Origin of the sequence: Paenibacillus rigui, from assembly GCF_002234615.1 — a bacterium.
In the GTDB taxonomy this organism is placed as follows: Bacteria; Bacillota; Bacilli; order Paenibacillales; family NBRC-103111; genus Paenibacillus_S; species Paenibacillus_S rigui.
Genome location: NZ_NMQW01000034.1, coordinates 92,985 through 119,100, shown reverse-complemented (window position 1 = coordinate 119,100; position 26,116 = coordinate 92,985). Strand labels below are relative to the sequence as shown.

The 26,116-nt window shown below is 52.0% G+C and carries 23 protein-coding genes and 1 riboswitch; of the genes, 11 read left to right on the top strand and 12 right to left on the bottom strand.

The genetic code is table 11. From position 1 onward, the window contains the following. Positions 1–33 precede the first annotated feature (33 nt). From CF651_RS22340 to CF651_RS22330, 3 genes are all read right to left on the bottom strand, one after another. The gene (locus CF651_RS22340) at positions 34–399 is read right to left on the bottom strand and encodes a winged helix-turn-helix transcriptional regulator (RefSeq protein ID WP_425436300.1); all 366 of its coding nucleotides are present in this window, start codon (positions 397–399) and stop codon (positions 34–36) included. Positions 400–610: 211 nt separating this feature from the next. Further along, on the bottom strand, positions 611–2,008 hold the full coding sequence (locus CF651_RS22335; protein ID WP_094017115.1) for an amino acid permease: 1,398 nt from the start codon (positions 2,006–2,008) through the stop codon (positions 611–613). 110 nt (positions 2,009–2,118) lie between these two features. Continuing rightward, entirely contained in the window at positions 2,119–3,021 is a 903-nt protein-coding gene (locus tag CF651_RS22330; RefSeq protein ID WP_094017087.1) for a LysR family transcriptional regulator, read from the bottom strand. A 167-nt stretch (positions 3,022–3,188) separates the two neighbouring features. Between CF651_RS22330 and thrC the strand changes: the two genes are divergently transcribed. The 4 genes from thrC to CF651_RS22310 all read left to right on the top strand — a co-directional run bounded on the left by thrC (position 3,189) and on the right by CF651_RS22310 (position 6,807). Beyond that, on the top strand, positions 3,189–4,442 hold the full coding sequence (thrC, locus tag CF651_RS22325) for a threonine synthase (protein ID WP_425436298.1): 1,254 nt from the start codon (positions 3,189–3,191) through the stop codon (positions 4,440–4,442). Between the two features lie 46 nt (positions 4,443–4,488). Beyond that, positions 4,489–4,791 carry a heme biosynthesis protein HemY gene (locus CF651_RS22320; protein ID WP_094017086.1) on the top strand — a complete coding sequence of 101 codons (303 nt, stop codon included), beginning with the start codon at positions 4,489–4,491 and terminating at the stop codon, positions 4,789–4,791. Positions 4,792–4,915: 124 nt separating this feature from the next. Continuing rightward, positions 4,916–5,140 carry a YuzB family protein gene (locus CF651_RS22315; protein ID WP_094017085.1) on the top strand — a complete coding sequence of 75 codons (225 nt, stop codon included), beginning with the start codon at positions 4,916–4,918 and terminating at the stop codon, positions 5,138–5,140. Between the two features lie 185 nt (positions 5,141–5,325). Then, positions 5,326–6,807 (top strand): esterase-like activity of phytase family protein, encoded by a 1,482-nt coding sequence (locus CF651_RS22310; protein WP_245856094.1) that lies wholly within the window; start codon positions 5,326–5,328, stop codon positions 6,805–6,807. Positions 6,808–6,920: 113 nt separating this feature from the next. Here the strand turns inward: CF651_RS22310 and CF651_RS22305 are convergent, their stop codons facing one another. Further along, positions 6,921–7,679, bottom strand: coding sequence for an SDR family oxidoreductase (locus CF651_RS22305; protein ID WP_094017113.1), 759 nt, complete (start codon positions 7,677–7,679; stop codon positions 6,921–6,923). A gap of 213 nt (positions 7,680–7,892) precedes the next feature. Between CF651_RS22305 and CF651_RS22300 the strand changes: the two genes are divergently transcribed. The 3 genes from CF651_RS22300 to CF651_RS22290 all read left to right on the top strand — a co-directional run bounded on the left by CF651_RS22300 (position 7,893) and on the right by CF651_RS22290 (position 12,401). Continuing rightward, positions 7,893–8,489 carry a TetR/AcrR family transcriptional regulator gene (locus CF651_RS22300; RefSeq protein ID WP_094017083.1) on the top strand — a complete coding sequence of 199 codons (597 nt, stop codon included), beginning with the start codon at positions 7,893–7,895 and terminating at the stop codon, positions 8,487–8,489. A 165-nt stretch (positions 8,490–8,654) separates the two neighbouring features. Then, positions 8,655–8,745, top strand: a riboswitch (cyclic di-GMP riboswitch). A 90-nt stretch (positions 8,746–8,835) separates the two neighbouring features. Continuing rightward, on the top strand, positions 8,836–9,135 hold the full coding sequence (locus tag CF651_RS22295; RefSeq protein WP_094017082.1) for a hypothetical protein: 300 nt from the start codon (positions 8,836–8,838) through the stop codon (positions 9,133–9,135). Positions 9,136–9,311: 176 nt separating this feature from the next. Continuing rightward, on the top strand, positions 9,312–12,401 hold the full coding sequence (locus CF651_RS22290; RefSeq protein WP_094017081.1) for a stalk domain-containing protein: 3,090 nt from the start codon (positions 9,312–9,314) through the stop codon (positions 12,399–12,401). A gap of 106 nt (positions 12,402–12,507) precedes the next feature. Here CF651_RS22290 and CF651_RS22285 read toward each other — a convergent pair whose 3' ends face one another. After that, complete coding sequence (locus tag CF651_RS22285) at positions 12,508–13,662, bottom strand: THUMP domain-containing class I SAM-dependent RNA methyltransferase (protein ID WP_094017080.1); 1,155 nt, start codon at positions 13,660–13,662, stop codon at positions 12,508–12,510. 129 nt (positions 13,663–13,791) lie between these two features. Here CF651_RS22285 and CF651_RS22280 point away from each other — a divergent pair, with 129 nt between their 5' ends. After that, entirely contained in the window at positions 13,792–14,427 is a 636-nt protein-coding gene (locus tag CF651_RS22280; protein ID WP_094017079.1) for an O-methyltransferase, read from the top strand. 159 nt (positions 14,428–14,586) lie between these two features. On the opposite strand, the gene CF651_RS22275 is transcribed toward CF651_RS22280, so the two are convergent. The 5 genes from CF651_RS22275 to CF651_RS22255 form a co-directional block, all read right to left on the bottom strand. Next, the gene (locus CF651_RS22275) at positions 14,587–15,795 is read right to left on the bottom strand and encodes an MFS transporter (RefSeq protein ID WP_094017078.1); all 1,209 of its coding nucleotides are present in this window, start codon (positions 15,793–15,795) and stop codon (positions 14,587–14,589) included. Between the two features lie 43 nt (positions 15,796–15,838). After that, on the bottom strand, positions 15,839–16,594 hold the full coding sequence (locus CF651_RS22270; protein WP_094017077.1) for a metallophosphoesterase family protein: 756 nt from the start codon (positions 16,592–16,594) through the stop codon (positions 15,839–15,841). Between the two features lie 102 nt (positions 16,595–16,696). Next, a complete protein-coding gene (locus CF651_RS22265) occupies positions 16,697–17,665 on the bottom strand; it encodes an ABC transporter ATP-binding protein (RefSeq protein ID WP_094017076.1) in 969 nt (322 codons plus the stop codon). Positions 17,666–17,800: 135 nt separating this feature from the next. Next, the gene (locus CF651_RS22260; RefSeq protein WP_245856092.1) at positions 17,801–18,592 is read right to left on the bottom strand and encodes an ABC transporter permease; all 792 of its coding nucleotides are present in this window, start codon (positions 18,590–18,592) and stop codon (positions 17,801–17,803) included. Beyond that, on the bottom strand, positions 18,589–19,368 hold the full coding sequence (locus tag CF651_RS22255) for an ABC transporter permease (protein ID WP_094017074.1): 780 nt from the start codon (positions 19,366–19,368) through the stop codon (positions 18,589–18,591). The genes CF651_RS22260 and CF651_RS22255 overlap by 4 nt, the downstream gene beginning before the upstream one ends. 443 nt (positions 19,369–19,811) lie before the next feature. Between CF651_RS22255 and CF651_RS22250 the strand changes: the two genes are divergently transcribed. Further along, positions 19,812–21,236, top strand: coding sequence for a CapA family protein (locus tag CF651_RS22250; protein ID WP_245856091.1), 1,425 nt, complete (start codon positions 19,812–19,814; stop codon positions 21,234–21,236). 138 nt (positions 21,237–21,374) lie between these two features. On the opposite strand, the gene CF651_RS22245 is transcribed toward CF651_RS22250, so the two are convergent. Next, positions 21,375–23,090: a glycoside hydrolase family 2 protein gene (locus CF651_RS22245; protein ID WP_094017073.1), complete on the bottom strand. Its 1,716-nt coding sequence runs from the start codon at positions 23,088–23,090 to the stop codon at positions 21,375–21,377. Positions 23,091–23,258: 168 nt separating this feature from the next. Here CF651_RS22245 and CF651_RS22240 point away from each other — a divergent pair, with 168 nt between their 5' ends. After that, on the top strand, positions 23,259–24,134 hold the full coding sequence (locus CF651_RS22240) for an AraC family transcriptional regulator (protein WP_094017072.1): 876 nt from the start codon (positions 23,259–23,261) through the stop codon (positions 24,132–24,134). An 81-nt stretch (positions 24,135–24,215) separates the two neighbouring features. Then, positions 24,216–24,845, top strand: a complete 630-nt coding sequence (locus tag CF651_RS22235) for a fumarylacetoacetate hydrolase family protein (protein WP_094017071.1) — start codon at positions 24,216–24,218, stop codon at positions 24,843–24,845. 61 nt (positions 24,846–24,906) lie between these two features. Here the strand turns inward: CF651_RS22235 and CF651_RS22230 are convergent, their stop codons facing one another. Further along, positions 24,907–26,085, bottom strand: coding sequence for an HD domain-containing phosphohydrolase (locus CF651_RS22230; protein WP_245856090.1), 1,179 nt, complete (start codon positions 26,083–26,085; stop codon positions 24,907–24,909). Positions 26,086–26,116 lie beyond the last annotated feature (31 nt).

The window sequence follows — 26,116 nt, the reverse complement described above, 5'->3', positions numbered from 1 at the left end:
ACCTCGTAAGCTATAGAGATAGGACTCGGCTTGTTAAGACCATTTGGCGGCCCAAAGCTTCATTTCCTTCAGTATCTGGTGAAGATCCTGCCCTTTAGGTGTTAAGGTGTATTCTACGGTGACGGGCACGGTGGGGTATGCTGTGCGCTCCAGCACGCCTTCCTCCTCAAGATGACGAAGCGTCTCGGTCAAGGATTTAGGGCTGATCGCTTTGATTTTCTTTTGCAATTCTCCAAATCGTTTGGTTCCTCCAAACAGCTCCCGAAGCACGAGAAACGACCATTTGCCGCCTATCGCGTCCAACGTTTTTTCAATAGAGCACTCGATGTGGGTAGGTTGTTTGGGCACGTAGTTGTTTGTTTGCGCGAGCATTTTGCTGGTGGTTCCGCTTTCAGGCATAGACATTCATTCTTCATCCTTTCCTACATAGCTTATTACTTACAGGTTACTAGATATCTATCCTGCAATAAGGGAAATAGGATCTCACTACTATCCATACTAAAGAACTGAGAATAAAATAGCAAGACTTAGCATTTGGTGGCACTTTGTATGGCAAAAAGGGAAGCAGCCGCTTCAACCCTCGCACGGCGCCTCCCTCGGGTGGTTCTATTTACATCTTTGCAGCATCATCGAAGCTGCACTCCTCCAGAGACAGCACCTTGGTCTTGTGCTTCCACTTATAGCCCAGCCAGAAGACAAGGAACAGCGGAATCCCGATATACGAGGCAAACAGGTACGCCCAATCGATCTGGCCGTCCTTGATGGCTCCCATACATTGACCGACAATGACGATGGCGCAAAGCACCCCGGCAAGCCAAGGCCCGAAGGGGAACCATTTGGCGCGGTACGGCAGCTCCTGCAGGGAATGCCCCTGAGCCACGAACGCTTTGCGGAAACGATAATGGCTTGCGGCGATTCCGAGCCAGGCGATAAAGCCCGACATGCCGGAGGCGTTCAGCAGCCATGTATACACGACGCCGTCACCGAAGGAGGAGGACAGGAACGCGAACATCCCCAGCATACCCGTAGCGATGAGTGCATAGACCGGGACGCCGTAACGGTTGAGCCGCTGCAGGAAGCGGGGGGCTTTGCCTTCCTTGGCCAACGCCCACAGCATCCGGGTGGAAGCGTACATGCCCGAATTGCCCGCGGACAGCACCGAAGTCAGAATTACTGCATTCATCACCGATGCCGCGATGCTTAACCCGGCCTTCTCGAACACCATGGTGAAGGGGCTCATAGCCACACTATCGCTGGCTAAGTTGTCGCTCGTATAAGGGACAAGCAGGCCGATAATGAAAATGGCCATCATGTAAAAGAGTACGATCCGCCAAAATACGGATCGAATGGACCGCGGCACATTTTCTCTCGGGTTGTCGCTCTCCCCTGCGGTTACGCCGACGAGCTCGGTCCCCTGGAAGGAGAAGCCGGCCGCCATAAATACGCTCAGCGCAGCGAGGAAGCCCCCGGGAAACGGCGCGTCCCCGATTGTAAAGTTGCGGAAGCCTACAGGCCCTGTCGATTGAAAGATGCCGACAATCATCATGAGACCGATGACAATAAAGATGATGACGGTGACGACCTTAATCAGGGCGAACCAGAATTCGGACTCCCCGTAAGCTTTAACCGACAGCAGATTCAAGCCGATCATCAGTAAAAGGAACAGTGCGCTCCATAAGAAGGATGAGCTGTCCGGAAACCAGAACTTCATGATTAGCGTAGCCGCTGACAGCTCGGCCGCAATGGTAATTGCCCAGTTGTACCAGTAATTCCAGCCGAGTGCAAAGCCGAGCGAGGGGTCGATGAACCGCGAGGCGTATGTACTGAACGTACCGGATACCGGCAAGTAGGCAGCCATCTCTCCAAGGCTTGTGACCAGAAAGTAAACCATGATCCCGATAACAAAATAGGCCAGAAGTGCACCGCCTGGACCCGCTGTATGAATGGCTCCGCCGCTCGCCAGAAACAGGCCGGTTCCGATGGATCCGCCCAGCGCAATCATCGTCATGTGCCTGGAATTGAGACCTCTGCGTAATTGGTCCGGGGATTGCTGTTTGTTGTTAGTTGCCAATGTGAACACTCCTTATCTCCAATAAAACATAATAGAGAAAACTTTCATTATTGTCCAATGGTTAATAATACTTTTTCCCGTATCCATTCCAGGAAGGCTTGCGCCAAAGGAGAGAGCTCTTCATTAGACCTGGTGCAAACGGCAATGGGATTGCTTAACTCGGCCTGTTTGACATATACCCGGGCCACCGAGCCAAGACGGATCGCGTCATCCACCTCCATCGCAGAGAAGAAGCCTGCGCCGTAACCGGCCGCTATCGCACGGATGGTCTCATTCAGGCCATTGAATTGGAGACCTGCGGCAGGTAGATGGATTTGATGAAGCCTGCACAGCGCAAGCAGCTTCTCTCTGGATGAGCTGCCCTCCTCCCGCAAAATAAACGGCTCCCTCATCATTTCCTCCAGCTCCACGGTTTTTCCGGCCAAGCGGTGATTCGCGGGGACGATAAACCACAGCTCGTCCTCCATCAGCTCTTCCCGTTGGACCCCTTCCGGCATGTCCTTGCTGCCGCCGATGAAAGCCAGGTCGGCTTCGTAGTGAAGCAGCTGCTGATACGCCGTTCTCGAATTGGCCGTGGTCAAGGCAATATGTAATAAATCGTTGGTTTGTTTGTAAGCTGCCATCCAGGCGGGAAGCATGTAATTGGCAGGCAAATAGGTTGCGCTGATTCTCAGCGTTCCCTTGCGGCCGTCGCGGTAGTCAGCAAGCTCTTGAAGCATCTGGCGCTCCAGCGCAAACATGCGGGAGGCGTGCCGGAAAAGAAGCTCGCCCGCAGAAGTCAGCTGTACGCCTCTTCCTTTGGGGACGAACAGCGTCATAGCCAGCTCATGCTCCAAATTGCGAATTTGGGCGGTGACGGCGGGCTGGCTCAGGTGAAGCCGTTCCGCTGCTTTCGTTACCCCTCCGCAGGTGACGGTCTCGTAAAATAATTTTAATGCGTGCAAATTCATCGGCACATGTGTCCTTTCTGTTCAAATCATCAGTGATATTTATGAAAACCTAAAAAATATATATTAGATTTATATGACTTCATTCCTTATTGTATGAAGAAAGAGACCGCCAACGCAAGGCATGCAGTCATGCACATCCATTTTGAAATTACAGAGGGGGAGCCTGGATGAGTTTTTATTTTCAATGCGTCAATTGCTCAAGTACTTATAAGGAAGAGATGGTGGGCAATCCATTTATATGCAAGTGCGGTGGACTGCTGGAGGTGGTCAGGCCGTGGAAGGGAATCGACAGTGAGAAGCTGAAGCAGCTTTGGGACAACCGTTTATCCGAGCGGATGACGGTCTACGCAAGCGGCGTGTGGAGGTACAAGGAGCTGATTTACCCTGAGCTTCCCGAGCCATACATTACAACCAAATACGAGGGCAACACCGGATTGTATCCGACGGAAACCATAGCCCGTTATACAGGAGTACGGCAGCTGCTGCTCAAAGCCCAGAGCGAAAATCCGAGCGGCTCCTTCAAGGATAACGGGATGACCGTAGCGGTCTCCCATGGACGATCCTTAGGCTACGAGCGGTTTACGTGTACCTCGACAGGCAACACCTCCTCCTCGCTTGCCATGTATGCGGCTTTAGCCGGCTGTACCTCCGTCGTGTATTTGCCGGGCAATCATATCTCCGCGAGCAAGGTTCGGCAGACGGCCGCCTATGGGGCGGAGCTGATTTTGTTCAACGGAACATATGATGACGGCATCCGCTTTAGCCGGCAGTACAGCGAGCCGCTTGGCCAGTACGTCTGCAATTCGATGAATCCGTTCCGGATTGAAGGGCAGAAGAGCATCGTGTACGAAATGGCACATCAGCTTCGATGGGAGCTGCCCGATTGGATTGTTGTCCCCGGCGGCGCGCTGAGCAATGCGACTGCTTTGGGCAAGGGCCTGCTGGAGCTGAAGCAGCTTGGCTTCATTCAGAAGCTGCCTCGGGTAGCGGTCATTCAAGCCGAGGGCGCGAGTCCGTTTCACCGAATGGTTTCCCTTGGCGATACGAGTCTCATTCCCGAACCGCAGCCGATGACTATCGCTTCGGCCTTGAACATCGGCAACCCGCCCAGCTGGCGGAAGGCGCTGCATTACATCATTGGTCAGCTCCAAGGCGTAACCGCTTCGGTCACAGACGAAGAAATCATGGAGGCGAAGGGCTTGATCGACCGGTGCGGGATCGGCTGTGAGCCGGCATCTGCGGCGCCCGTAGCGGGGCTGAAGCAGCTGGTCCGCGATGGAGTCGTTCACCCTGAAGAAACGGCTGCTTGCATTTTGACAGGGCATCTGCTGAAGGACACGGAGGTCATCCCCTATTCTTATTCCCCTTCACCTATTGATTTATCGTTGGAGGCCGTCAACGGGTTGCTTTCCCGCGGGTGATTCTTTACAATAAGGAGAAAACCTTACAGTGGGAGTTGTTTGACAGATGAATTGCAAAATTTCCCGCAATGCAGCCAAGATGCTGCTTGCTGAACTTGAAAAAGAAGAAAACAAAGAGCTGAAGCTTCGCGTATACGTGACGCACAGCCACGGGGATCACGCCCATTACGGTATGAGCCTGGATACTCCTACGGAGAAGGATGAAGTCGTATCCACGGACAAAAATATCGACGTTATTTTGCAAAAGGACGAGCCTTTGCTGGACGGTGTTCGCATTGACTATTTCTATGCGCCTGAAGAAGGCTTTGCTGTGACCAACCCGAGCAAAGGGAACCACGGAGACCATTAAATCACCCGGGTTCCGGCGTGAACCTGGTCTATACGGAAGTTTGATGCCAATCGGGGTGTGCTGTCCTTTACTACCTTTTCGCGGGCAGTGACATTCCGATGTGGTAAGAAAGGAAATGTAAGTGATGGCGAACGATATTCGCGTCTGCGATAAGTGCAAGCATATGAAAATGAAAACCGCGCTGCCCAAGCTTCAAAAGCTCGCACCCGATGCGGACATTAAGGTCGGCTGCAAGTCTTATTGCGGACCCTGCTCCCGATTTGCATTCATCTATATTAATGGCCGTTATGTAACAGGAGCTACCGAGGACGAAGCGATTGAGAAGGCGCAAAAATATATTAAGAAATAAAGGCGTTTGGCTGCGAGAGCCAAGCGCTTTTTTTTGTGGAAAAAAAAGTGAAAACTCCCCAGTTGAACTTCGGCAACATGAAATATTTACAATATCTTCATATAGCCTTTACATTCTCCGAATAGTGTCAACTTATGCTAGAAATAGGAATTATTCTAGTTCATTCGTCGGAGGGGATCATGTTCATGCTAGGTAAAAAGAAATGGCTTATCGCGGGTGTAGCCGCTTTAACGCTTACAGGAGTACAAGCGGCAGGCGCCGCGGACAATGCGCTGCAAGCCGTTACCGTTCCTTTCAAGATTTTGTCGGACGGTAAAGAGGTCAAAAGCGATAAAAATCCCGTGGTGATTGACGGAAGCACCTACGTGCCGTTAAGAGCACTGGGCGAGGCATTGGGTAAGCAGGTGGAGTGGAACGAGTGGACACAGTCCATCCGTTTGAAGGAGCAGCCTCAAGTGACGGGGATTCACGAATGGAAGAACGCTCCCGAGCTGACAGCCGGTATCAAGGAAGGCGGCTTCTCCGGTTTGCTCCATATGTCAGGGGATCCGGCGGATACGTTCTATACGCTTGCAGACCGCGGACCTAACGGCGAGTTCGGAAAGGACAAGCTGCGCACTTTCCCTGATGAAACGTATGTGCCCCGTATTTATAAAATAAAAGCGGCGAATGGAACCATCGAAGTATTGGAGACGATCAAGCTCCATCTGCCGGAGGGGAAAGCGGACGCCTATACGAAAACGACGGCTGTTACCGGTCTGCCGAACCTGGAAGGTCCTGACGAGGTTCCTTACGACGGCACCGGCACGAAAAAGCTTGGACTTGACCCGGATGGCCTGGATCTGGAGGGGATTGCCTACAGTCCTTCGGATGATACGTTCTGGCTGTCGGACGAGTACCGTCCTTCTCTTGTACAGATTAAACGCGACGGTACGATTATCGGCCGATACGTTCCGCAGGGCATGAAGGAAAAGCTTGCAGCGGCAGGGGCGCAAAGCGAAATCTACGATATTCTGCCGGCAGTTTACAGTAACCGGATTTCGAATCGCGGTTTTGAAGGTGTAACGATTTCACCGGACGGCAAATATTTGTATACATCCATCCAAAGCCCAATGGCGGTACCGGATAAGAAGACGGGTGAAGCCTCCCGCAACCTGCGGATTTTGAAAATCGATCTGGCAGCGAAGAAGCCGGTAGGCGAATATATGTACATCGCAGAGAATGCGGCGAATTTCGTGAAAGTGAATCAAAAGGACGTTGTCATTAGCGACTTGTCCGCACTGAATTCGGATGTGCTGCTTGTGGACGAGCGTGACAAAAATGCGGGCGATGAAGCGCAAATCAAAAGAATCTACAAGGCGGATTTCTCCAAAGCGACGAATCTGCTTGGAACGGAAACGAGTGAGAAGAGCTGGGAGAAGCTGACGGTTGCCCAAGTGAAGGAGCAAGGCATTGTTCCGGTAACGAAGGAGCTTGTTGTCGATGTAGCGAAGCTGGGCTACCCTCATGAAAAGCTGGAGGGCTTGGCGGTTGTGGATCCGCATACGATTGCTATCGTGAATGACAATGACTTCGGTGTAGACGGCTACGATGATCAGGGCAAGCTGAAGGTAAATCAAAAGCCGAGCCAGCTGTACACAATTCAAGTCGGCGAAGAGCTGAAATAGCTGAAATAATGAAAGAAAGCTGCCGGGATGCTTCTCGACAGCTTAGAACGCCAGTCCTAATGTGACTGGCGTTTTTTTGTTGATGCTTATCCTAAGCTTCCTATGCCATCGGACTAATACGCTGTCCATCCCGCATCCGCCGTTACAACCGTACCATTGACAAAGCTGGAGTCATCCGATGCCAGGAACAAAGCGACTTTGGCAATCTCCTCCGGCGTCCCTACACGGGGATTTATCTGGATGCCCGCCATAGCTCTCTCCATCCCAAAGGCATTCGGTGAATTGATCGATGTGTTGATATTCGTATTGACGGCGCCGGGTGCGATGGCATTGCAGCGGATGCCCAGGCTTGCATATTGAAAGCCGACGTTTTTGGTGAAGCCTACGACAGCATGCTTGGCGGCTGTGTAAGCTGCTCCTGCGCGGGAGCCTTGCAGTCCGCCTGCCGAGGCCACGTTGACGATGACGCCGCTTTTTTTCTCCAAAAATATCGGGAGCACTTTACGAGTCGTTCTCATAGGGCCTGTTGTATTGATTGCAAAGACGCGGTCCCACAGCTCATCGGTCAATTCTGCCGCAGGAACGAAGTTATCCATAATTCCGGCGTTGTTTATTAAAATATCCACTGTGCCTAATTGTTGAACAGCCGATTCGATTAAATGCTGAACATCCTCTTCTTTTGCCACGTTACAAGCGATTGCAATGGCTTTGCCGTCCTTGGCTTCAATATCCGCCGCCACGGCTTGAGCCGGTTCAATCCGAAGGTCCGAAACAACCACCTGCGCGCCTTCTGCCGCGAAAAGCTCGGCGATGGCTTTGCCCATGCCTGAAGCAGCCCCTGTGACAACAGCAACTTTACCTGCCAGTCTCATATTCATATGCCTTACCTCCCATTTTATTGTGTAAGCCAATCTTATAAAGTATTAGGTTAGCTGATATAATGAACAAATGTTGAATAGAGAACATCTGTTACTTCGAGTATAATAAGGTCCGGAAGGAATAACAATCATCAAAAATCAGCTCATTGTTATGTACCCAACAAAACGGGCAGTTTTGTTCAATAAAACGATAAGGGACGGATTGGCATGTCAGATAAAACGGATCGACGTATCTTGCGTAGTAAAAGGGCCTTGCGGGAGGCCCTCCTTTCACTGATGGAACGAAAACCGTTTCATTCCATTTCGATTACGGAAATCGTCGAGCTTGCCAACTATAATCGGGGAACATTTTATTCCAATTACGAAAGCAAGGATCAGCTGCTTGACGATGTGTTCTCGGAGCTTATTCGTAAACTTGTCGAATCGTTTCGAGCCCCCTATGAAAAGGTGGAAGTGTTTCACATTCATGAGCTGGCCGCTAACTCCGTCATGATATTTCAACATGTGTATCAGAACTCCAGTGTATACACGGTGCTATTAAAAAGCGATGTACTTCCCATCTTGAAACAGAAAATGTTTATTGCCCTGAAACAAATTACTCAAGAGGAGCTCATCTATTCCGATACGGATATTGATCAAGAGCTTCTTGCCGTTTACGGCATCCATGCATTGCTTGGGCTTGTTTTCTACTGGGTGGAAAGCGGATTCGAGCATTCCACCTCCTATATGCAGGATCAGCTTATAAAAATTATTCAATGGCGTTCGACAGATGCCAAAACTGCTATTAAAAAATCCGATGCTTGAGAGTATGAACGTGGTTTTATACGAAAAGACATTAGGCTTTCCGATAAATAGGTCTTAAGGCTGTGGAAAAACGATAAAAATAGGTACAAAGATATATGTATTCATTGTAATCAATCTTATATGCTAATGTTGTCGTATTTTGTTACACAAAACATACTACAAGAGCCCGATAAATGGCAAAGCAAGCGAAAGCTTGTGACGCAAAGCTACAGGGGCGAAGGATTCCGAACCGGGATCCCGCCAGCCAGCTGCCGAAGGAATTGGTGATGCGTTATAGATGCTTGCGGACTCCTGCCTGGGCGAAGGGGGTCCTATTATTTTTTTAGGGGAAAGGAGGACGATGGACATGGTAAATGAGGATAAAAGCATGATGACGCGGGAAGGCTTTTATGCGGTGATCGGAAAAGATATGCTTGGCGTTTACTTGTCAAACGAAGGTCCCAAAATGTTCGTGAATAAAGAGGTATTCGATCTGAAAGAGCCATGCTGGGATGTGGAGATGGTGATGGGAAAGAGCAGTCATCTGATCACGTTTTATTGGCGCGGGGAAGTCAAGTTCTCGCTGCGCAGCCAGGTGGAAAACGATTTGTTCTTAAGCTTGTACGATTATTTAAGCTGCCGCTCCGAGGTAAAGCGGTTAGCGTAGAACATAGCACTTATTTGAAAAGTATGCTCCGCGGTCGGCGAGCCGGTCTGCCGTGGCATGCTTTTTTTATATGGGAAAAAATATAGCCCTTGCGTATTATTGCATTCGCTGGAAGGAATTTCTTCCTACATGTAGAATTACCAAGCTTAACCTACATATTAGAACAGGAGACCTATATGCACATTTCAACAAGACATGAAGCACTGCGTTTATCCCTAGTCATTCTGCTGATTGCAGTCATGCTGGGGGGAGTTTTACCCTATTCGGCTCAGGCCGAAGCGGCTTTGCTGGTACCTAATGCCCAGCTGGAGAAAGCGATTCGCGTCCAGCTGAAAAAGCCCTCTGGAGAGCTCGCCCCGGAACAACTACAAAGATTGACCGCCTTGAATGCCAACGGCTTCAAAGGCAAGGCAGGCATCGACAACCTTATCGGGCTGCAGTATGCCAGCAGTTTAAATAGATTGGTGCTGCGCAACAATCAGATACAAGATGTGTATCCGATCAGCGGGTTAAAGCAGCTGACGATGCTGGATCTTACGGGCAATCAAATATCCGACCTGCGATCCTTGAGCAATCTGGATAAGCTCCAAACGTTATTTCTGGACGGCAACCCCATCGAAGACGCAAAACCGTTGTGGGGGTTGAACCAGCTGGGGCAGCTGTTTATTTCCGACACCAGCCTTCATGATCTGTCCGGGATCGGGACGATGCAGAAGCTGGACATATTGGATTTGTCTTCGAATCCGATTGAGGAGCTGGGGGATGTGACCAAGCTGGCGGAGCTGTCCAATTTGTTCATGAATCAGACCAGATTAAACAATATTGAATCGATTCGTTCCATGAAAAATCTCAAAGTATTGTATTTGAAAAACAATCAAATTGAAGAAATCGGGGCTTTGCTGGAGCTCCCTAACCTTCATGAAGTATACCTTCAGGGCAACCCGCTTGCACCTTCAGCTGCAGAGGTATTGAAAAGGCTGCAGGAGCAGGGGGTGAAAATAGGCTTTGATGCGGAACGATTCACCGATTTTCAGCCTCCGATCTCGGTATTTGTAGACGATGAGAGGCTCCGCTTCGAGGAATCACCGTACAATGACGGGGGAGCGGTGCTGGTGCCTTTCCGAAAGATATTCGAGAAGCTGGGGCTTACCGTTACCTGGAATGAGACCACACAGCAGATTCAAGGAACGAAAGACGGCTTCACCGTCGTACTTACGCCCGGCAGCAGCCAGGCTGAAATCAATGGTTTACCCGTGAAGCTGGATGCCGCGCCTGTGCTGAAGCACGGGACGACCTTCGTGCCGCTGCGTTTTGTTAGTGAAGCCTCCAAGAAAGAGGTGTACTGGAACGAGGACAAGCTGGCCGCGTATGTCGTTACTCCGGTGAAGGACGGCTTTGGGAAAACCTATGATACGGCAGGACGGCTTCGCTATGCGGGGAACTTCCGTGACGGCAAGTATGATGGATCGGGCAAGCTGTACAATCTGGACGGAGACGTGGAATATGACGGTTTCTGGAAGGAAGGGCACAAGGAGGGACGGGGTAAGCTGTACGGCCTTCAGAACAAGCTGGTACAGCAAGGGACGTTTGTCCACGACGAACTGGATGGATACGGGAAGCTGATATATCCTGACGGCGACAAATGGATCGGCAGCTTCAAGAAAGGAAAGCCCAATGGCTCGGGCAGGCTTTATGATTCGGACGGCCGTCTTTACTACATAGGGGAAATGGCCGACAATGTGCTGCAAGGGCACGGTAAAATATTTTACAAGAAGGGAGGCTCATTCTCCGGATCGTTTGTGAAAAACGCGAGCTCCGGCAGCGGAATCGTTCGTTACGAGGATGGAGACCGCGTGGAAGGCCAAGTCAGCAAGGGGTCTATACTTGAGGGCAAATATTATGTGGACTCCTCCTACTTGTTGTTTGAAGGCAAGTTCAAAGATAACCAGTTTGCCGAAGGAACGATGTATTTTCCTGACGGGGTTACCTATACAGGGACTTTCTTGAAGGGAAAATTCGATCAGGGTGAGTTTAAAAGCCGCAGCGGCCAGCGCGTTGAGCCCGGTAAGAACGGCAGCGGTGTTATTTATTACACGAATGGAGAACGGTTTGAGGGGGAAATCCAGGATAACCAGCCGAATGGCAAAGGGATCTATTATTATGCCGATTCTGGCAGAGTCGAAGGGAATTTCAAGAACGGCAAGCTTGAAGGCAGCAACAAGGTTTACAATGCCAAGGGAACGCTTCTGTTCGAGGGCGGCTATAGCTCCGATAAACGGGAGGGGGCCGGGAAAGATTATACCTCCGAGGGGAAGCTGTGGTTCGAAGGGGAGTATGTGAACGGGAAAAAAAGCGGCCAAGGCAAGTCGTATGATTGGGAAGGGAAGCTGATCTATTCCGGCGGTTTTCTGAATGGCATGCGGGAAGGGCAAGGCACTGTTTATCGCGATGGCAAAGTCATCTATGAAGGGCAGTTCCATAAATCCCGGTATGACGGGCAGGGGAAGCTAGTTTTTTATAATGGGGATACGTACACAGGGACATTCAAGGAGGGCGGCTATGCCGACGGTGATCAGGGTGTTTTTGCGGATGCCCAAGGCAATCCGTTAAACAATGGCGCACAGCAGGGGAATGGGATCTTCCGGTTTGCCTACGGGAGCGTCTACAAAGGTGAATTTGTGAACGGGGAGATGGAGGGCCAGGGGGAAACCTACCGCGCAGACGGTAAGCTGAGCCATCAAGGGCAGTACAAGAAAGGAAGGCCTGAAGGCTATGGTCAGTCTTGGGATTCGGACGGCCGGAAATGGTACGAAGGGCAGTACGAGAATGGCTATGAGCAGGGCCAAGGCAAAGCGTTTGATGAGAACGGCAAGCTGCTGTATGAAGGGCAGTTCGAATATGGAGATTGGAGCGGTACGGGTAAGCAATACACGAAATCCGGCAGGCTCTTGTACGAAGGGGAGTTTGAAGAAGGAGAGTTTCACGGTCAAGGCACATTGTATTACGCGGATGGCATCCGTTACACGGGGACGTTCGAATATGGGGGCTTGACGGATGACGGTGAATTTACGGATGCTTCGGGAGCCTATCTGGATCTCAACCAGACGATCAACGGAGAAGGCAAGCTGTATAAGGGCAGAGGAGAGCGTTATGAAGGCCCCCTTGTAGATGGGGAGCCCCAAGGCCGCGGGAAGCTGTTTGATGCGGATGGAAAGCTGGAATACGAAGGCGAATTTGATAACGGCAGCCGCGTGAATAAGAAGTAACAGCAAAAAGCACAATTGAATTTACCCCAAAAAAGAACGGAGCCTTCAGCCCATCCATAAGGATAGGCCGAAGGCTCCGTTTGATGTTGCAGCTGCAGCAGCGAGTTTACTGCTGCGGCTCGCGCGGCGGACGGGGAGGCAGCGGCCCCAGGTATTGGAACAAATTGCACTCGATGCGGCCGTTAAACAGCTTCCGCTTCTTGTCTGCTTTACGGCCCATGTAATGCTCGAGCTGCTTGCTCGGACTCAGGATGAAGGTGGACCACGTCGGCAGCTGCGAGGTCACGCCGCCGAGCTGGCGCAGCACCCGCTCGACTTCGTCGCGATCCCCCAACCGTTCGCCGTACGGCGGGTTGGTGATCACGACGCCGTAGTCGCCGCGGGGCCGGGCCTTCGCCACCGGCACCACCTGCAGGCTCAGCTCCTTCGCCAGCCCGGCCGCCTTGGCGGCGGCCAAGGCGACATCGATGGCTTCGCTATCGATGTCGGAGCCGGTGATCTCGAGCGGCACGTCATCCCGCACGAGATCGAAAGCCTCATCCCGTGCGTCGGCCCACAGGGTCTCCGGCACGATCGGCCACGCCTCGGCAGCGAAGGTGCGCCGCAGACCCGGCGCCAGGTTCCAGCCGATCATCGCCGCCTCGATCGGGATCGTGCCCGACCCGCAGAACGGGTCGTACAGCGGGCGCTCCGGGCGCCAGCGGCTCAGCAGCACCATCGCTGCCGCCATTGTTTCCCGGAGGGGGGCCTCCGTGACGAGCTTGCGGTAGCCTCGTTTGTGCAAGCCGATACCCGTCGTATCGAGCGTCAGGGTGGCGATGTCATTCAGCATCGCCACCTCGATCACGTAGCGGGCGCCGGTTTCCCGGAACCATTCGGTGCCGTAGCGCTGCTTCATGCTCTCGACGATCGCCTTCTTCACGATGCCTTGGCAGGCAGGCACGCTGGACAGCTGGGATTTGTGGGAACGTCCTTCAACCGGAAATTCGGCGTTTTCCGGGATCCATTCAGGCCAAGGCAGCGCCTTCGTGCCTTCGAACAGCTCGTCGAAGGTCATGGCCTTGAACTGTCCCATCTTGACCAATACCCGTTCGGCGGTACGCAGCCACAGGTTGGCGCGGCAGATCGCCATTTCATCGCCTTGGAACAGCACCCGCCCGTTTTCGACGGTGACCTGGTCATAGCCGAGGTCACGTACCTCACGGGCTACGACGGCCTCGAGTCCCATGGGACAGGTTGCGATTAATTCAATATGCGACATTCGTTTTCACTCCATATTCTAATCCTGCGCGGGTCAGGCGCAAGTTGAAGTCTTTTTGGAAAAGCCATACAATAGTCTAGTATAGGATAAACCCTTGGTTTATACAAATGATTCGGGAGGAATCGTAGCATGACGCAGCTATCGGCGGAGGAATATGTGGAATCCCTACTGGAGCGGGATGCCCAGTTGGAGCGAGTGAAGGAAGTGATTCGTGCGGAAGGCATGCCCGACATCTCCGTAGCGGCCGGCTACGGCAAGCTGCTGACGCTGCTTGTCAAAATGACCGGAGCGCAGCGAATATTGGAAATCGGGGCGCTGGGCGGTTACAGCGGCATCTGCCTGGCACGCGGCTTGGGCGCAGAGGGAAGGCTGGTTTCCCTGGAGCTGAAGCGGGAATATGCGGATGTGGCGCACCGTAATCTGACGGAGGCCGGACTCGGGGACGGCGTCGAGTACCGGGTCGGCGAAGCGCTGGACAGCCTGAAGCAGCTGGAAGCGGAAGGGGTCAGGTTCGATCTCTTTTTTATCGATGCGGACAAAGGGAATTATCCGAATTATTTGGAATGGGCCATCCGGCTGGCCAATCCGGGCGCAGTGATCGTTGGGGACAACACACTGCTGCACGGGGACAGCATGGACCCGCAGGCGCAGGGCAACCGCGTTGTAAGAATGCGCCAGTTTAATGAGGGGATGACCAAGGATCCTCGGCTGGAAGGCGTGATTTTGCCGGCATACGATGGCCTTGCTATCGCCAGAGTACGCTGACGTTATGGCATGTGCTGTGCAAATGCAAATTCAGCATAAGAGAAGTTGAGATCAAAACGCCGGAGGACCTTGGCTGAAGATGAAGCAGCCAAGGTCCTCTTTTTTACAGTGCAAGGAAGTGTTTCGCCTGGACGATATTAGGCTGCAGCGCCCTTGCTTTTACCCTGCTCTTTGCTTCGTCCCGCCATGAAACAGGGTCTTGCGAACCCAAAGCATGTTGGCAAACAGCAGCACGGCAGCCATCACGAACAACCCTTTAATGCCAATGGAGCTGGAGAGAACCCCGCCCACAACAGGTCCAAGCATGTTGCCCAATGAGAGCGCGCTCGTATTGAAGCTGTAGGAGCGGCTTTCCATACCGTTAGGGGTATAGGTCCGAATGAGCATCTGCACGCTCGGAAGCATGCCTCCCATAAAGATGCCCAGCATGAACCGCGCGGCTAACAGCTGCCAAATATTCGTGACGAGTGCCTGTGGAATGAAGGAGACCGCTGCACCGAGCAAGCAGAAGGCGAGAATTTTGACGGGACCGATTCGGTCACTCAGCCGTCCAAGCAGAGGCGAAGCAATCATATTGGAGAAACCGGTAACGGAGCCGACGAGTCCGGCATAAAATGCCAGCATTTCACCTTTGCCATGGAGCTCCTGGACAAACAGCGGGATCAGGGCCATCGAGCTGAGCATCGAAAATTGGATGACGAAGGTTACCGCATACAAAGCCGGCAGCTCTCTGGTTTGCTTCAGCTCCCGGAAGCCTTGCAGGAGCGAAATTTTAGGCTTGCTTTGCGCAGCCGACGCATCGAATTTCTCTTTGACGAGAAACAGGGCAAGCAGCGAGGCACAGAATAGCAGTATTCCGGTAATGTAAAAGATGGAGCGGAAGCCGATCCACTCGGCCAAAAGCCCGCCGATAAACGGGCCCAGAATGGAGCCCGCTACGCCTCCGGATTGGAGTGTGCCCATCGCGAAGCCGATTTTTTCCCGTGGCGTGTTGGTGGACATCAATGCAACGGCTGCCGGCATAAAGCCGGAGATGACTCCGTTCATTACCCGGAGGAGCAGCAGATGCAGCGGATCGCTTGCGAAGCCCATGAGCGTCATGACAACTGCCATGCCGAAGCCGGAGCGCAGCAGCATGACCTTCCTGCCATAGCGGTCGGCCAGTCCTCCCCAGAGCGGCTGGAACAGAAACGAGGTCACGAAATTTCCTGCGAAAATAACACTGGACCACATAGCGACTTCATGCGCATCAGTTACGCCCATTTCCTGTATGTATAAGGGAAGGAAAGGAATGATCATCGTCATTCCCCCCATCACCAGAAACTGACCGAGCCAAAGCACGGTTAAATTAATTTGCCATCGGGCCAAAATGATTCTCCTCTTTTCCTGCTGTATAGACTGACTTCGCTGTTCATTGCTCCAAGCCTGTTCTCATTTCATAACGAAACCTTTCAAGATTCGGCAGCTGGACCTGCTCGGCGATGGCAATCACTTGCTCCACATTGTAAGGAACACGAACCATCTGAATGGAAAACGGCTCGTCCGCTCCGCCATCCGGCTTCCCCTCTACGATCGTATAAGACGCTTGGGGGATACCGTCATAGGGAGCTCCCACGCTGCCGGTATTGAACAAGAGCAGGCCGTGGCCTTCCTTCGTTTTGACGGTCTGGACGAAAGGGACATGGATATCCCCATAGCCGACGACGTCGGGAGTCCGTCCTTCGAATTCGCCTTCCGGGAACCCCGTCAGCTCCGTATGCTGGAACAGGCTGAGTCTTTCTTTCTTTGAGGCTTTACGCGGAATGCGGTGGTATACGCTTTTGGAGGAGGCATGCAGCAGGCGGAGCCAACGGCCGCTTAAGTGAAGATCTGCGGAAAAAGGCAGATCCTTTAAATAACGGAGCCGTTCCTCGCCGAGTCTTTCCTGCTGCCATAGCCCAGCATCCTTGACCTGGGGCTCCTGGATGCCCAAGTCCCAATTCCCCTGTACCGTCAATTCACATATTTCGCGAATACGGTCCACGACTTCAGCAGGCTGGGGGCCTTTGCCCACCAAATCTCCAAGACAAACGATACGTTTTATTTTCCGTCTCCGAATATCCTTAATGACGGCTTCCAATGCAGGCAGATTTCCATGGATATCGGATAGGATTGCCACTTTTGCCATGGTCCATGACTCCTTTCGTTGAGCTTTTGTCGTATTGTACTTATATTATAAAGTTTTTTAACGGAAAGAGACACCCAAAGCCTGGATGTCCCTTCCATTGATTTAATAGATTCGATGAATCACTTCCTCGAAATCCGGCTCTTCCATGTGTACATCCTCGATAGTGCCCCACTGCTCGATTTGGCGCAGCACCTCCATGGCCTGAATGTTTTTCCGGTTGCACTGAACGGTCATGGACGTTCCGTTGCGTTCCACGATGGTAAATCCGCCGCTCCAATCAGGCGGGATGTGCATTGGTTCAGCAAAGCTGATTTTTATTAAAGTCGGGAGTCCGATGCGTTCCCGCAAGCCGTCAATTGTACCGTCATAAGCGAGCTGTCCGCGGTTGATGACCATCACCCGTTCGCATAGCTGCTCAATATCATCCATATCGTGGGTGGTGAGCAGGATCGTCTTGCCCAAATCGCGGTTCAACGATTTCAGCAGGCTCCGGATGGCCTTCTTGGCTACAATATCGAGGCCGATGGTCGGCTCATCAAGAAACAGGATATCGGGGTTATGCAGCATGGCCGCTGCGAGATCCCCCCGCATCCGCTGTCCGAGAGATAGCTTGCGAACGGGTGTTCTTATGAATTCATCGAGCTGAAGCAGCTCGCTAAGCTCGGATAAGGTGCGGCGCTTCTGCACCGGGTCGATGTTGTACATAGCTGCCAGGATATCAAAGGAATCCTTCACAGGCAAATCCCACCACAGCTGGCTTCGCTGGCCGAACACAACGCCGAGCTTGCGGACAACCTGACGCCTTGCCCGGTGGGGACTGCGGCCGTCAATAAGCACGGCTCCGGAGGAAGGATGCAGAATGCCGGTCAGCATCTTGATTGTTGTCGATTTCCCGGCTCCGTTCGGTCCGATATAGCCTACGAATTCACCTCGGTCAACCTGAAAGCTGATGTCGTGGACAGCTTTCTTCTCTTCATGCTTTCCGGTCAGCAGCGCATGAATCTTGTCCCATCTTCCTTTGCCGGAGACCGGAATCCGAAAGCTTTTGGTAAGGTGTTGTACTTCTATCATGTGTCATTGGCTCCTTTCAGCGTACAGACAGCTGAAGACTGCAGATCTCCGCCATTTGGCGGGAGGTGCGCTGCAGCCTCCTGGACTGTACCTTGGACATGCAGATTTGTTTGGTGCAGGCCGCCATGAATCCGATCAGCTTCCCGTACTTTGGTAACGTGTCATACCCAGTTTCCAGAACTGCAGCATGAGCCACAAGAACACGGCAGCGAATAGCGTGGTTGCGGGCAGCAGCCACCAGCCGAATTCGTCGCGAAGCACATACAGTGCAGGTACATAGTTGGCTATTCCGACCGGAATAAGTGTTAACAAAATACCGCGGAGCCAGCCGGGGTACAGCTCCATCGGGTATTGGACGGCGGTGCGGGCCGCATCCTCGGTTACATTTTGCAAATCGCTGACTCTCGTAATCCAGAAGCCGAACGTTGCGGTTCCGAGTCCAATGGCGAACAAGATCACGGACCCGATGAGGATAACGGCAATGGTCTGGGGGATGGCCCATCCATCGATCTGACCCGTGCTTAGCATCGTTTTCATACACAGCACTAGAATAATTCCGCCTTGAATGTATTCTCCGAACATGACGCGGAAGTTTTGGGCCATGAGCGCGAGCAGCAGCGGAATCGGGCGGATCAGCAGCTGGTCGAGGTCGCCTGAAACCAAATATTTTTCGAGATGATGCACATCGTTGGCGAAGCTGCGGTAAATGGCCTTGGACAGCATGATGGTGCCGTATAAGTAACCGATTTCATAAATGGACCAGCCTTTGAGACTGCCGAACTTCCACAGGATGATGGAAATGAGCGCGAAATCCATCAAGTTCACAATGGCTGCCAGCAGCGTAGAGAGCCAAAAATTGAATTTATACTGCATCCTGCTTCGCACACTGGCTCGCACGAGAAGGATATACATTCGGATTGTGTTCAACCTCCCTGCACCTCCAGCTTTCGGCGAACAAGTGAAGTCGCGCCTAAACAGAGCAGAGTTAAGATCAAACACCATAGCAAAGCGCCGGTTACGACGGAGGAGGCTTGAGCCAGGCCAAGATAAATTTTGGAAGGGAAGTATTGCATATAAGGGTAGAATGACAGCTGACTGATGCTTCTGAGCCATGCAGGCAGCCAATCGATAGGAATAAGGAAGCCGGACAGCACCGTCGATAAGGAGTAATGGACCCAGAACAGCCAGTTGGACTCGGTTGTCCACAGGGCTGTCACGCCGATTAAATAATTGATGCAAATATTCATGTATGCCGCCATTGTCAATGCGAACACCGTCCACAGCCAGGTCGCGGCACTCGTCGGAACCGGTAGATCCAGCGCCAGAACATAGAGCAGATAAATAGGCAGTGATTTGTACAACAGCTGATATCCGATCTGTCCCCATTCGCGGCACATCAAGTGGTAGAACAAATGCACAGGACGCATCAGATCGAGCGAAATTTGTCCGGTTCGTACCGAACGCTCGATACCGAGACCGTTGGTAATAAACAGCGTTATCCAAAGGCAGACTTGATTGAAGGCGACATAGTGGATCACATTGTCCAGCGTATAGCCACCGCCATTTGCAGGCTGGCCGACGCCCTTCCAGATCGACACGTAAATAAGCCCGAATGCTGCACTCGCTACTGTGTTAATGATGTGCGACGCCCGGTACTGCAGGTTGCGTTCATACGCTTTTTTAATTAATATCGCAAAAAGCATGGGCACCTCCTAAAAGTTTTGTGTAGCAAAACTTGCTTCGAAAGCGATACTTGGTTAATACTAATTTCGTTTGCTCGATTACGGCAGCGTGCGGCACCGGCTGGTAACGGCAGCGGGTACGTTCAAACAAGTGAATGGGTGAGTAACGGTACTTGCAGCGGGTGCATAAGTGGTAACTTGTAGAGGATACAGCGTAGGGTGAAATGAGAGACGAAGAGAATCATATCAAAAAATGGATGGGTTTGGCAACTGTTATTTTTGCCACTATGGATTCATGACCTGTCCGGCAAGTTTTGGTATAATAGCAGGAGTCTACAAAGCATGGTACTTCAAAGTACGGATTGATACAGATAAAGGAGTAGGTCATCATAGAATCCCGTTCAACAAAACATCAGAAGGCCAAGGTCAATCAAAACAAACGTAACACTTGGATCACCATAGGTGTGCTCAGCCTGGTTACGATTGCTTCCTTCTCTTATTTAATGAACTGGTTATCAAGAGAAGAAGGCACTGCCCCGCAAGCGGTACAATCTCCGGCAAACTCTGCTCCGCAAACAGTGAATCCGATGGTCATATCAGGGGGAACGATACCGCCGTCTTCAACCGGCTCTGATGCTGGAAGGGCTTCAGGAGATCCGTCAGCCGGAGGGAAGGTAGAAACGGCTTCCGCAGACAGTCAGAAAGAGGGTACGGTAAACCTGTCTTTCATCGGTGACGTGATGTTTGCGAGCAAGGTGGAGGATTTGTTGAAGAAAAACGGTTGGGATTATCCGTTCCAATTCGTATCCGACAATTTGAAAAAAGCGGACATTACTGTAGCGAACTTGGAAACGCCTTTCACGACACAGGGGACGGCCCAGTCCAAGGAGTATGTGTATCGATCCTCGCCGGAGGCGCTGCCGGCTCTTCAGGCTGCCGGGATTGACCTGGTCAACACGGCGAATAATCATATTATGGATTATGGTCAGATCGGATTGCTGGACACGCTGGATTATCTTGATAAGGCGGGTGTGAAGCGGGTAGGGACAGGAAGAGATAGCGATGAGGCTTACAAACCCGTCATCATGGAGCGTTCGGGCGTTAAAATCGCTTTTCTCGGCTTTAGCCGGGTCGTTCCCGATAATTCCTGGTATGCAGGTAAAAACAAGCCCGGCGTAGCCGGTACATACTCCCCTGAGCTTCCGTTGGAAGCGATAGCCTCGGCCAGAGAGCAGGCGGACCTTGTTGTCGTGATTGCCCACTGGGGAGTAGAGCGGCAAAATAACGCCGCCAAGGAACAAACCGATCTGGCCCACAAATATATTGATCAGGGGGCCGATCTTGTTATCGGCAGTCACCCTCATGTGGTGCAGGGTTTCGAGCAATATAAAGGGAAGTGGATCGCCTACAGCCTGGGCAATTTCATATTTACGACGAATGAAGATTCCAATACATGGGAAAGTATGATTCTGAATGCGGAGTGCACGAAGGATAGAAATTGCGACCTTCAGATGACGCCGATTTTAACGAAATGGGCGCAGCCGGTAAAGATGACAGAGGAGGACGGGGCCAAGCTGTTTGACAAAATGGGACGCATTTCCATCAATGCCCGTGTGGATAAGGATGGCAGCATCGTTCAGGCTCCACCTCAGCCTGCGCCTGCACCGGTGCCTGCTGTCGTCAAGAAAGCGACCGAAACGAAGAAAACGAGCGGGGCTGCTTCGGGCGGAAGCACCACCAAAAGCACGGCTCCATCCAACGGAGCCGCCAAGGGCAGTGCGCCAGCATCGGGGAGCAAGACGGAAGGCAACTCGTCTACGTCCAAGTCGCAGACCACACCAGCTCCAAAGCCAACAACGACGCAGCCTCCCAAAAAAACGGAGCCCTGACAGACTCCAAGCTGCGATCCAATATTTATATAAAGCGAAGCAGCCAATGCGATCTCCTTGACGGAGCCGTTGGCTGCTTTGCTTTTTTCGAATAAACCGATTATCTAATGAATGGACGGAAAAGCCGGATAGGCTTGGTTATTTCACGCTGCCCGACGTGTAGATGTCCCTCACGACGCGGTATGCCTGCTTGGGCTTTCGGTATTCATTCAACAAGCCTTTGTTGTTGAAGCTTCTGGCCCGGTCGCGGAAGCTGTTCCGCTGGCTTTGCAGGTCGGCGCGCACATCGGCGAACTGCCAAATGTAGGTCCCTCCGATTCTAGGATCGCTGCGGAAGATACGGAGCGCCTCGGAAATGACGTGGGCCTGGTAATCCTCGCTGAATAAGCGAGGCTCCCAGCCAGTGTCCCCATAGATGCCGGCCGCGCCGAATTCTGTCATCAGAATCGGCTTGTTTCCGGCGCCCATGGACTCCGCGTAGGCATGAAACTGCCCCAGCATGTCCTCGAAGCCCTCCACTTTGCCTTCGTACCAGCCATGGTATTTGTTAATCCCGATGACATCGAACAAGGGCAGCAGCACATCGTTCAACGGATGCATAGTAGCATAGGAGACAAGCCGCGATGTATCCTTGCTGCGCACGAGCTCAATCATCGGTACGGTCAAATCCAGTGCTTCCTGGCAGGTCGTATCGATCTCATTATGCACCGACCAGAACACAATGCTCGGATGGTGAAAATCGCGTTCAATCATTTCGTCTATCATTTGCATGGCACGCTGCCGGAATAGAGCGTCAGTCGTCACTTCTTTCGGCATAAGAGCGCCCCACATCGGGATTTCGCTCCAATAAAGGATACCGTGCTCATCCAGCAGATCGATCCAGTACGGGCTTTGGGGATAATGCGAACCCCGTACGGTATTGCATCCGAGCTCTTTGATGAGATCGAGATCCTTTTTCATCAGCTTCGGCGGAAAAGCAAACCCCCACTCCGGATGCTCGTCGTGGCGGTTAACGCCCTGCAAGTAAATAGGCTCGCCGTTTATGCAGATACGGCGGTCCTTGACCTCGATTCGGCGGAAGCCGATCCGGTCGATTTTATCATCCGTATCGGTGGCTGCACGGATCGTATACAGCTCGGCCCGGCCCGGCTGCCAGAGTCGAACCTGCTCCCATATTTGCCGGACCTCAACACTGACGGTCTGCCCGGCTGGAACATGGACGGTTTCCTCGTGGAACACCGTGCCGTCAGACTGCAGGGTCAGAGGCACGGTTTGATCCGCAGAGCCAAGAGAGCGAAGCTCGACGGTGACCCCAACCTCCGCACGGGCCTGATCGTGCAAGGTGTAGCTGATGCGGAGCTTTTCGATGAAAACATCAGACAGGTACTGAAGCTCCACAGGGCGAATGATACCGCCGTAATGAAACCAATCGACCAGATCGATCGGAATGGTCTGCCGGGTCAGTGTGCTGTCTGTACGTATAATCAGCTCATGATTTCCTGCAGCCGCATGGGTCACGATCAATTCAAACGGGGAGTAGCCTCCGTAATGATAGCCGAGATGTACTCCGTCCAAGTACACGTCCGCGTGTCCGAGTACGGCATGACATATGAACCGCAGATGCTCGGGCTTGACCAGCTCGAAGGTTGTCCGGTACCAGGCCACGCCTTCATAATCGTACAACCCGAATTCGTTGTTCCAGCATGCAGGGACAAAAACAGTGGTTTGAGGTTTGGGGAACGACTTGAACCATTGCTGCTGCATGCCGATATTGTCGGGATCGGTGACAAAATCCCATTGACCGCTGATCTCTTGTGTTTGTCGAATTCGATGCTCGGCGAATGCTCTGATCATATGATATTCCTCCTGAAATAGGCCGTTTTATGAGTGATGAAACCTTTTAAACTAAGCAAATTTTATCACTGATAGGAGGGGGAGAGAATGGAAAAAAGATGATTCCTTCTTGTACAAATCGCTCTTACAGGGGTATAGTTAATTGACACAACAGGAGGAGGGGCGCTAATGGTTGATATGAATCGTCTTCACCTGCATATTCGCTGGGTGTTGGACAAACCGACAGCGTCAGGCTGGACAGACAAACGGAACAATACGGACGCGCATACCTTGTACTGGATTCATGAAGGCAAAGGCATCTTTACAACGGATCAGGCGTTCCCGGTGGAAGGCGGGATGATGGCCTATATGAGGCCCGGCCTGCAAATGGACATGCGCTCTGACGAGCGGTATCCGCTGCAAATGACGATGATTCTGTTTGACTGCGCTGAGGTAGGGTATGATGTACGCTGGACTGAAATTATGCCGATTGCCGAGCTGGAGCTCCCCTTCCTGAAGCCATTTCATACGGATAAAAGCAAGGCGCTTGGCTTGCGGTTCCGTGACCTTTATCGCAGCTGGGTACCGGGCGTGCAAGGCGGGGCGCTGCTGCCCCAGCTTAAGCTGACGGGCCTGCTGTACGAGCTGCTTCTTCCCTCGAATGGGGATACAGGGAGCGAGGGTGCCGAATCAGCCGGTCAGGCACTGGAGCGGGTTAAGGAGTATTTGGAATCGTCCTACAACATGGATTTTACGATTCATGAGCTGGCAGAACGCTTTCATATTTCGGTTTCGTATTTGCGCAAAATGTTTCACAAAACCGTAGGCATGAGCCCGAAGCATTACCACAGTCATATTCGTAATGAGCATGCACGCCATTATTTAATGTACTCCGAGCTGCCGGTCAAGGCAATAGCCAAAGCCTGCGGGTATATGGAGGAATATCACTTCAGCAAATCATTCAAGCAAATGAACGGCATTTCGCCCAGCGGCTTTCGATTGCAGTACATGGCGACCAAGGAAGGTCAGCCGGCGGGCCAGACTGCGAAGGATGAATCCGATTGAGATTTCCATCTGCTTGACTTATAATTTGTTGCATGAAGATCAAGCGTTTATTTAAGGAGAATGAAGGAGGAACGATTAACGATGGCTTCGATTCGCAACATTTATTGTGTAGGCCGCAACTACGGCCTGCATGCCGCTGAGCTTGGCAACGACATTCCGGAGGAGCCGATGATTTTCATCAAACCGACGCACGCCTTCGTCCCCATGCAGGATCAAGCGATTGCTTTGCCTGGAGGTAAAGGGGAGATTCATTTTGAAACGGAGCTTGTCCTTCATATCGGTGGAGACTATGCAGCAGGCAAGTCAGTGGATCAACTGGTGGATCAAATGGCGTTAGGTATTGATTTCACCTTGCGTGACGTTCAAACGGTATTGAAAAAGAAGGGGCACCCGTGGCTGCCTGCCAAAGGCTTCCTCAATTCGTCCCCTTGCTCCGAATTTCGCCCTTTTCCCGGGTTTGAGGCCGTCAAGCAAACGGAATTTTCACTGCGCAAAAACGGAGAAGAAGTGCAGCGGGGAAATATTAATGATATGATTTTCAATCTTCAGGTGATTGTCGATTACATTGCAGCGAACTATGGATTAGGGGCTGGAGATGTCATTTACACAGGGACGCCAGCAGGTGTGGCTGCCGTACAATCGGGCGACCGTCTGGAGCTGCTGTGGGGGGAAGAAAGCTTCGGTGCCTTTACGGTCCAAATAAACGAGTAAATCAAAAGAAGCTCCGAAGCCGCCTGGACGGCTGCAGAGCTTCTTTTTCTGTCATGTATCCTCAATTGCTCTCCAACGCATGATCGGAGTATGCATCTCTGATCTTCAACAGTTCGGGCAGCAGCTTGAAGAAAACATCGACAACCTGCGGATCAAAGTGCCTGCCTCGTTCTTCTTTGATCAAGTCTATAATCCGATCCAGCTCCCAAGCCGCTTTATATACCCGCTTGCTCCCCAGAGCATCGAAAACATCGGCAATGGCCGTGATTCTGCCAAAGATGTGGATTTCTTCTCCCCTCAGTCCCTGAGGATAGCCAAGTCCGTTCCATTTCTCATGGTGCTGATGGGCAACGATAGCTGCGGCCTTTAGTATTTTGCGGTTCGATTTGTTCAACAGCTCGTAGCCGACCTGCGAATGCGTCTTCATGATCGTGAACTCTTCGTCTGTCAGCTTGCCCGGTTTTTTGAGCACCTCGTCTGGGATGGCCACCTTGCCGATATCATGCATCGGAGAAGCGATTTTTAACAGCTCCGCTTCTTCCTCTGATAAGCCTAAGCCGAGGGCAAGGGTATAGGAAAACTCCGCGACCCGCTTCACATGATTGCCCGTTTCCTTGGACCGGCTTTCCCCGATTTCACCCATCGTGAAAATAATTTCCTTTTGGGTTTCCTCGATTTCATGAGTCAGCAGGGACGATTCCAATGATTTGCCGGCATAAGAAGCGGCAAGCGTTAAGTAATCCATATCCTTCTTAGAGAATTGCTCATCTTCCGTCAGCTTGTTAACCGCCTGGTAGGCCCCCATAATGTCCCCGTTATTGTTGCGGAAGGGAATGACCATCAAAGCCTTGGTGCGATAGCCGGTTTTCCTGTCCATGGCCAGGGCGCCGCTTTCCAATACCTCTTTAAACTCGACGTTTTGATACGCGTCATCTATAAAAACAGGCTTTCCCGTCGTCACGGAATAACCGACCAAACCTGCATGCAGAGGCATTCTCAGCAGCGGAACCCCATGGGCGACCGCGGAATACAGCTCCTCGTTTTGATGATCCAGCAGCCATACCGTACAGCGATCGGCAACAATCATTTCCCGTCCCATATCCGCCATCAGCTTTAGCAGATGCTCCAAGCGGCGCTCATTTGCGATTTTTGCAGCATAGTCAAAAATAATACGCAGCATTTCATGCGGCTCAGGTTCCCTCATCATCCCTGACGATCCGGCCTGCTCGGCATTCAGCACACTAATACCCTCCCGACATGTTTCATTTTTC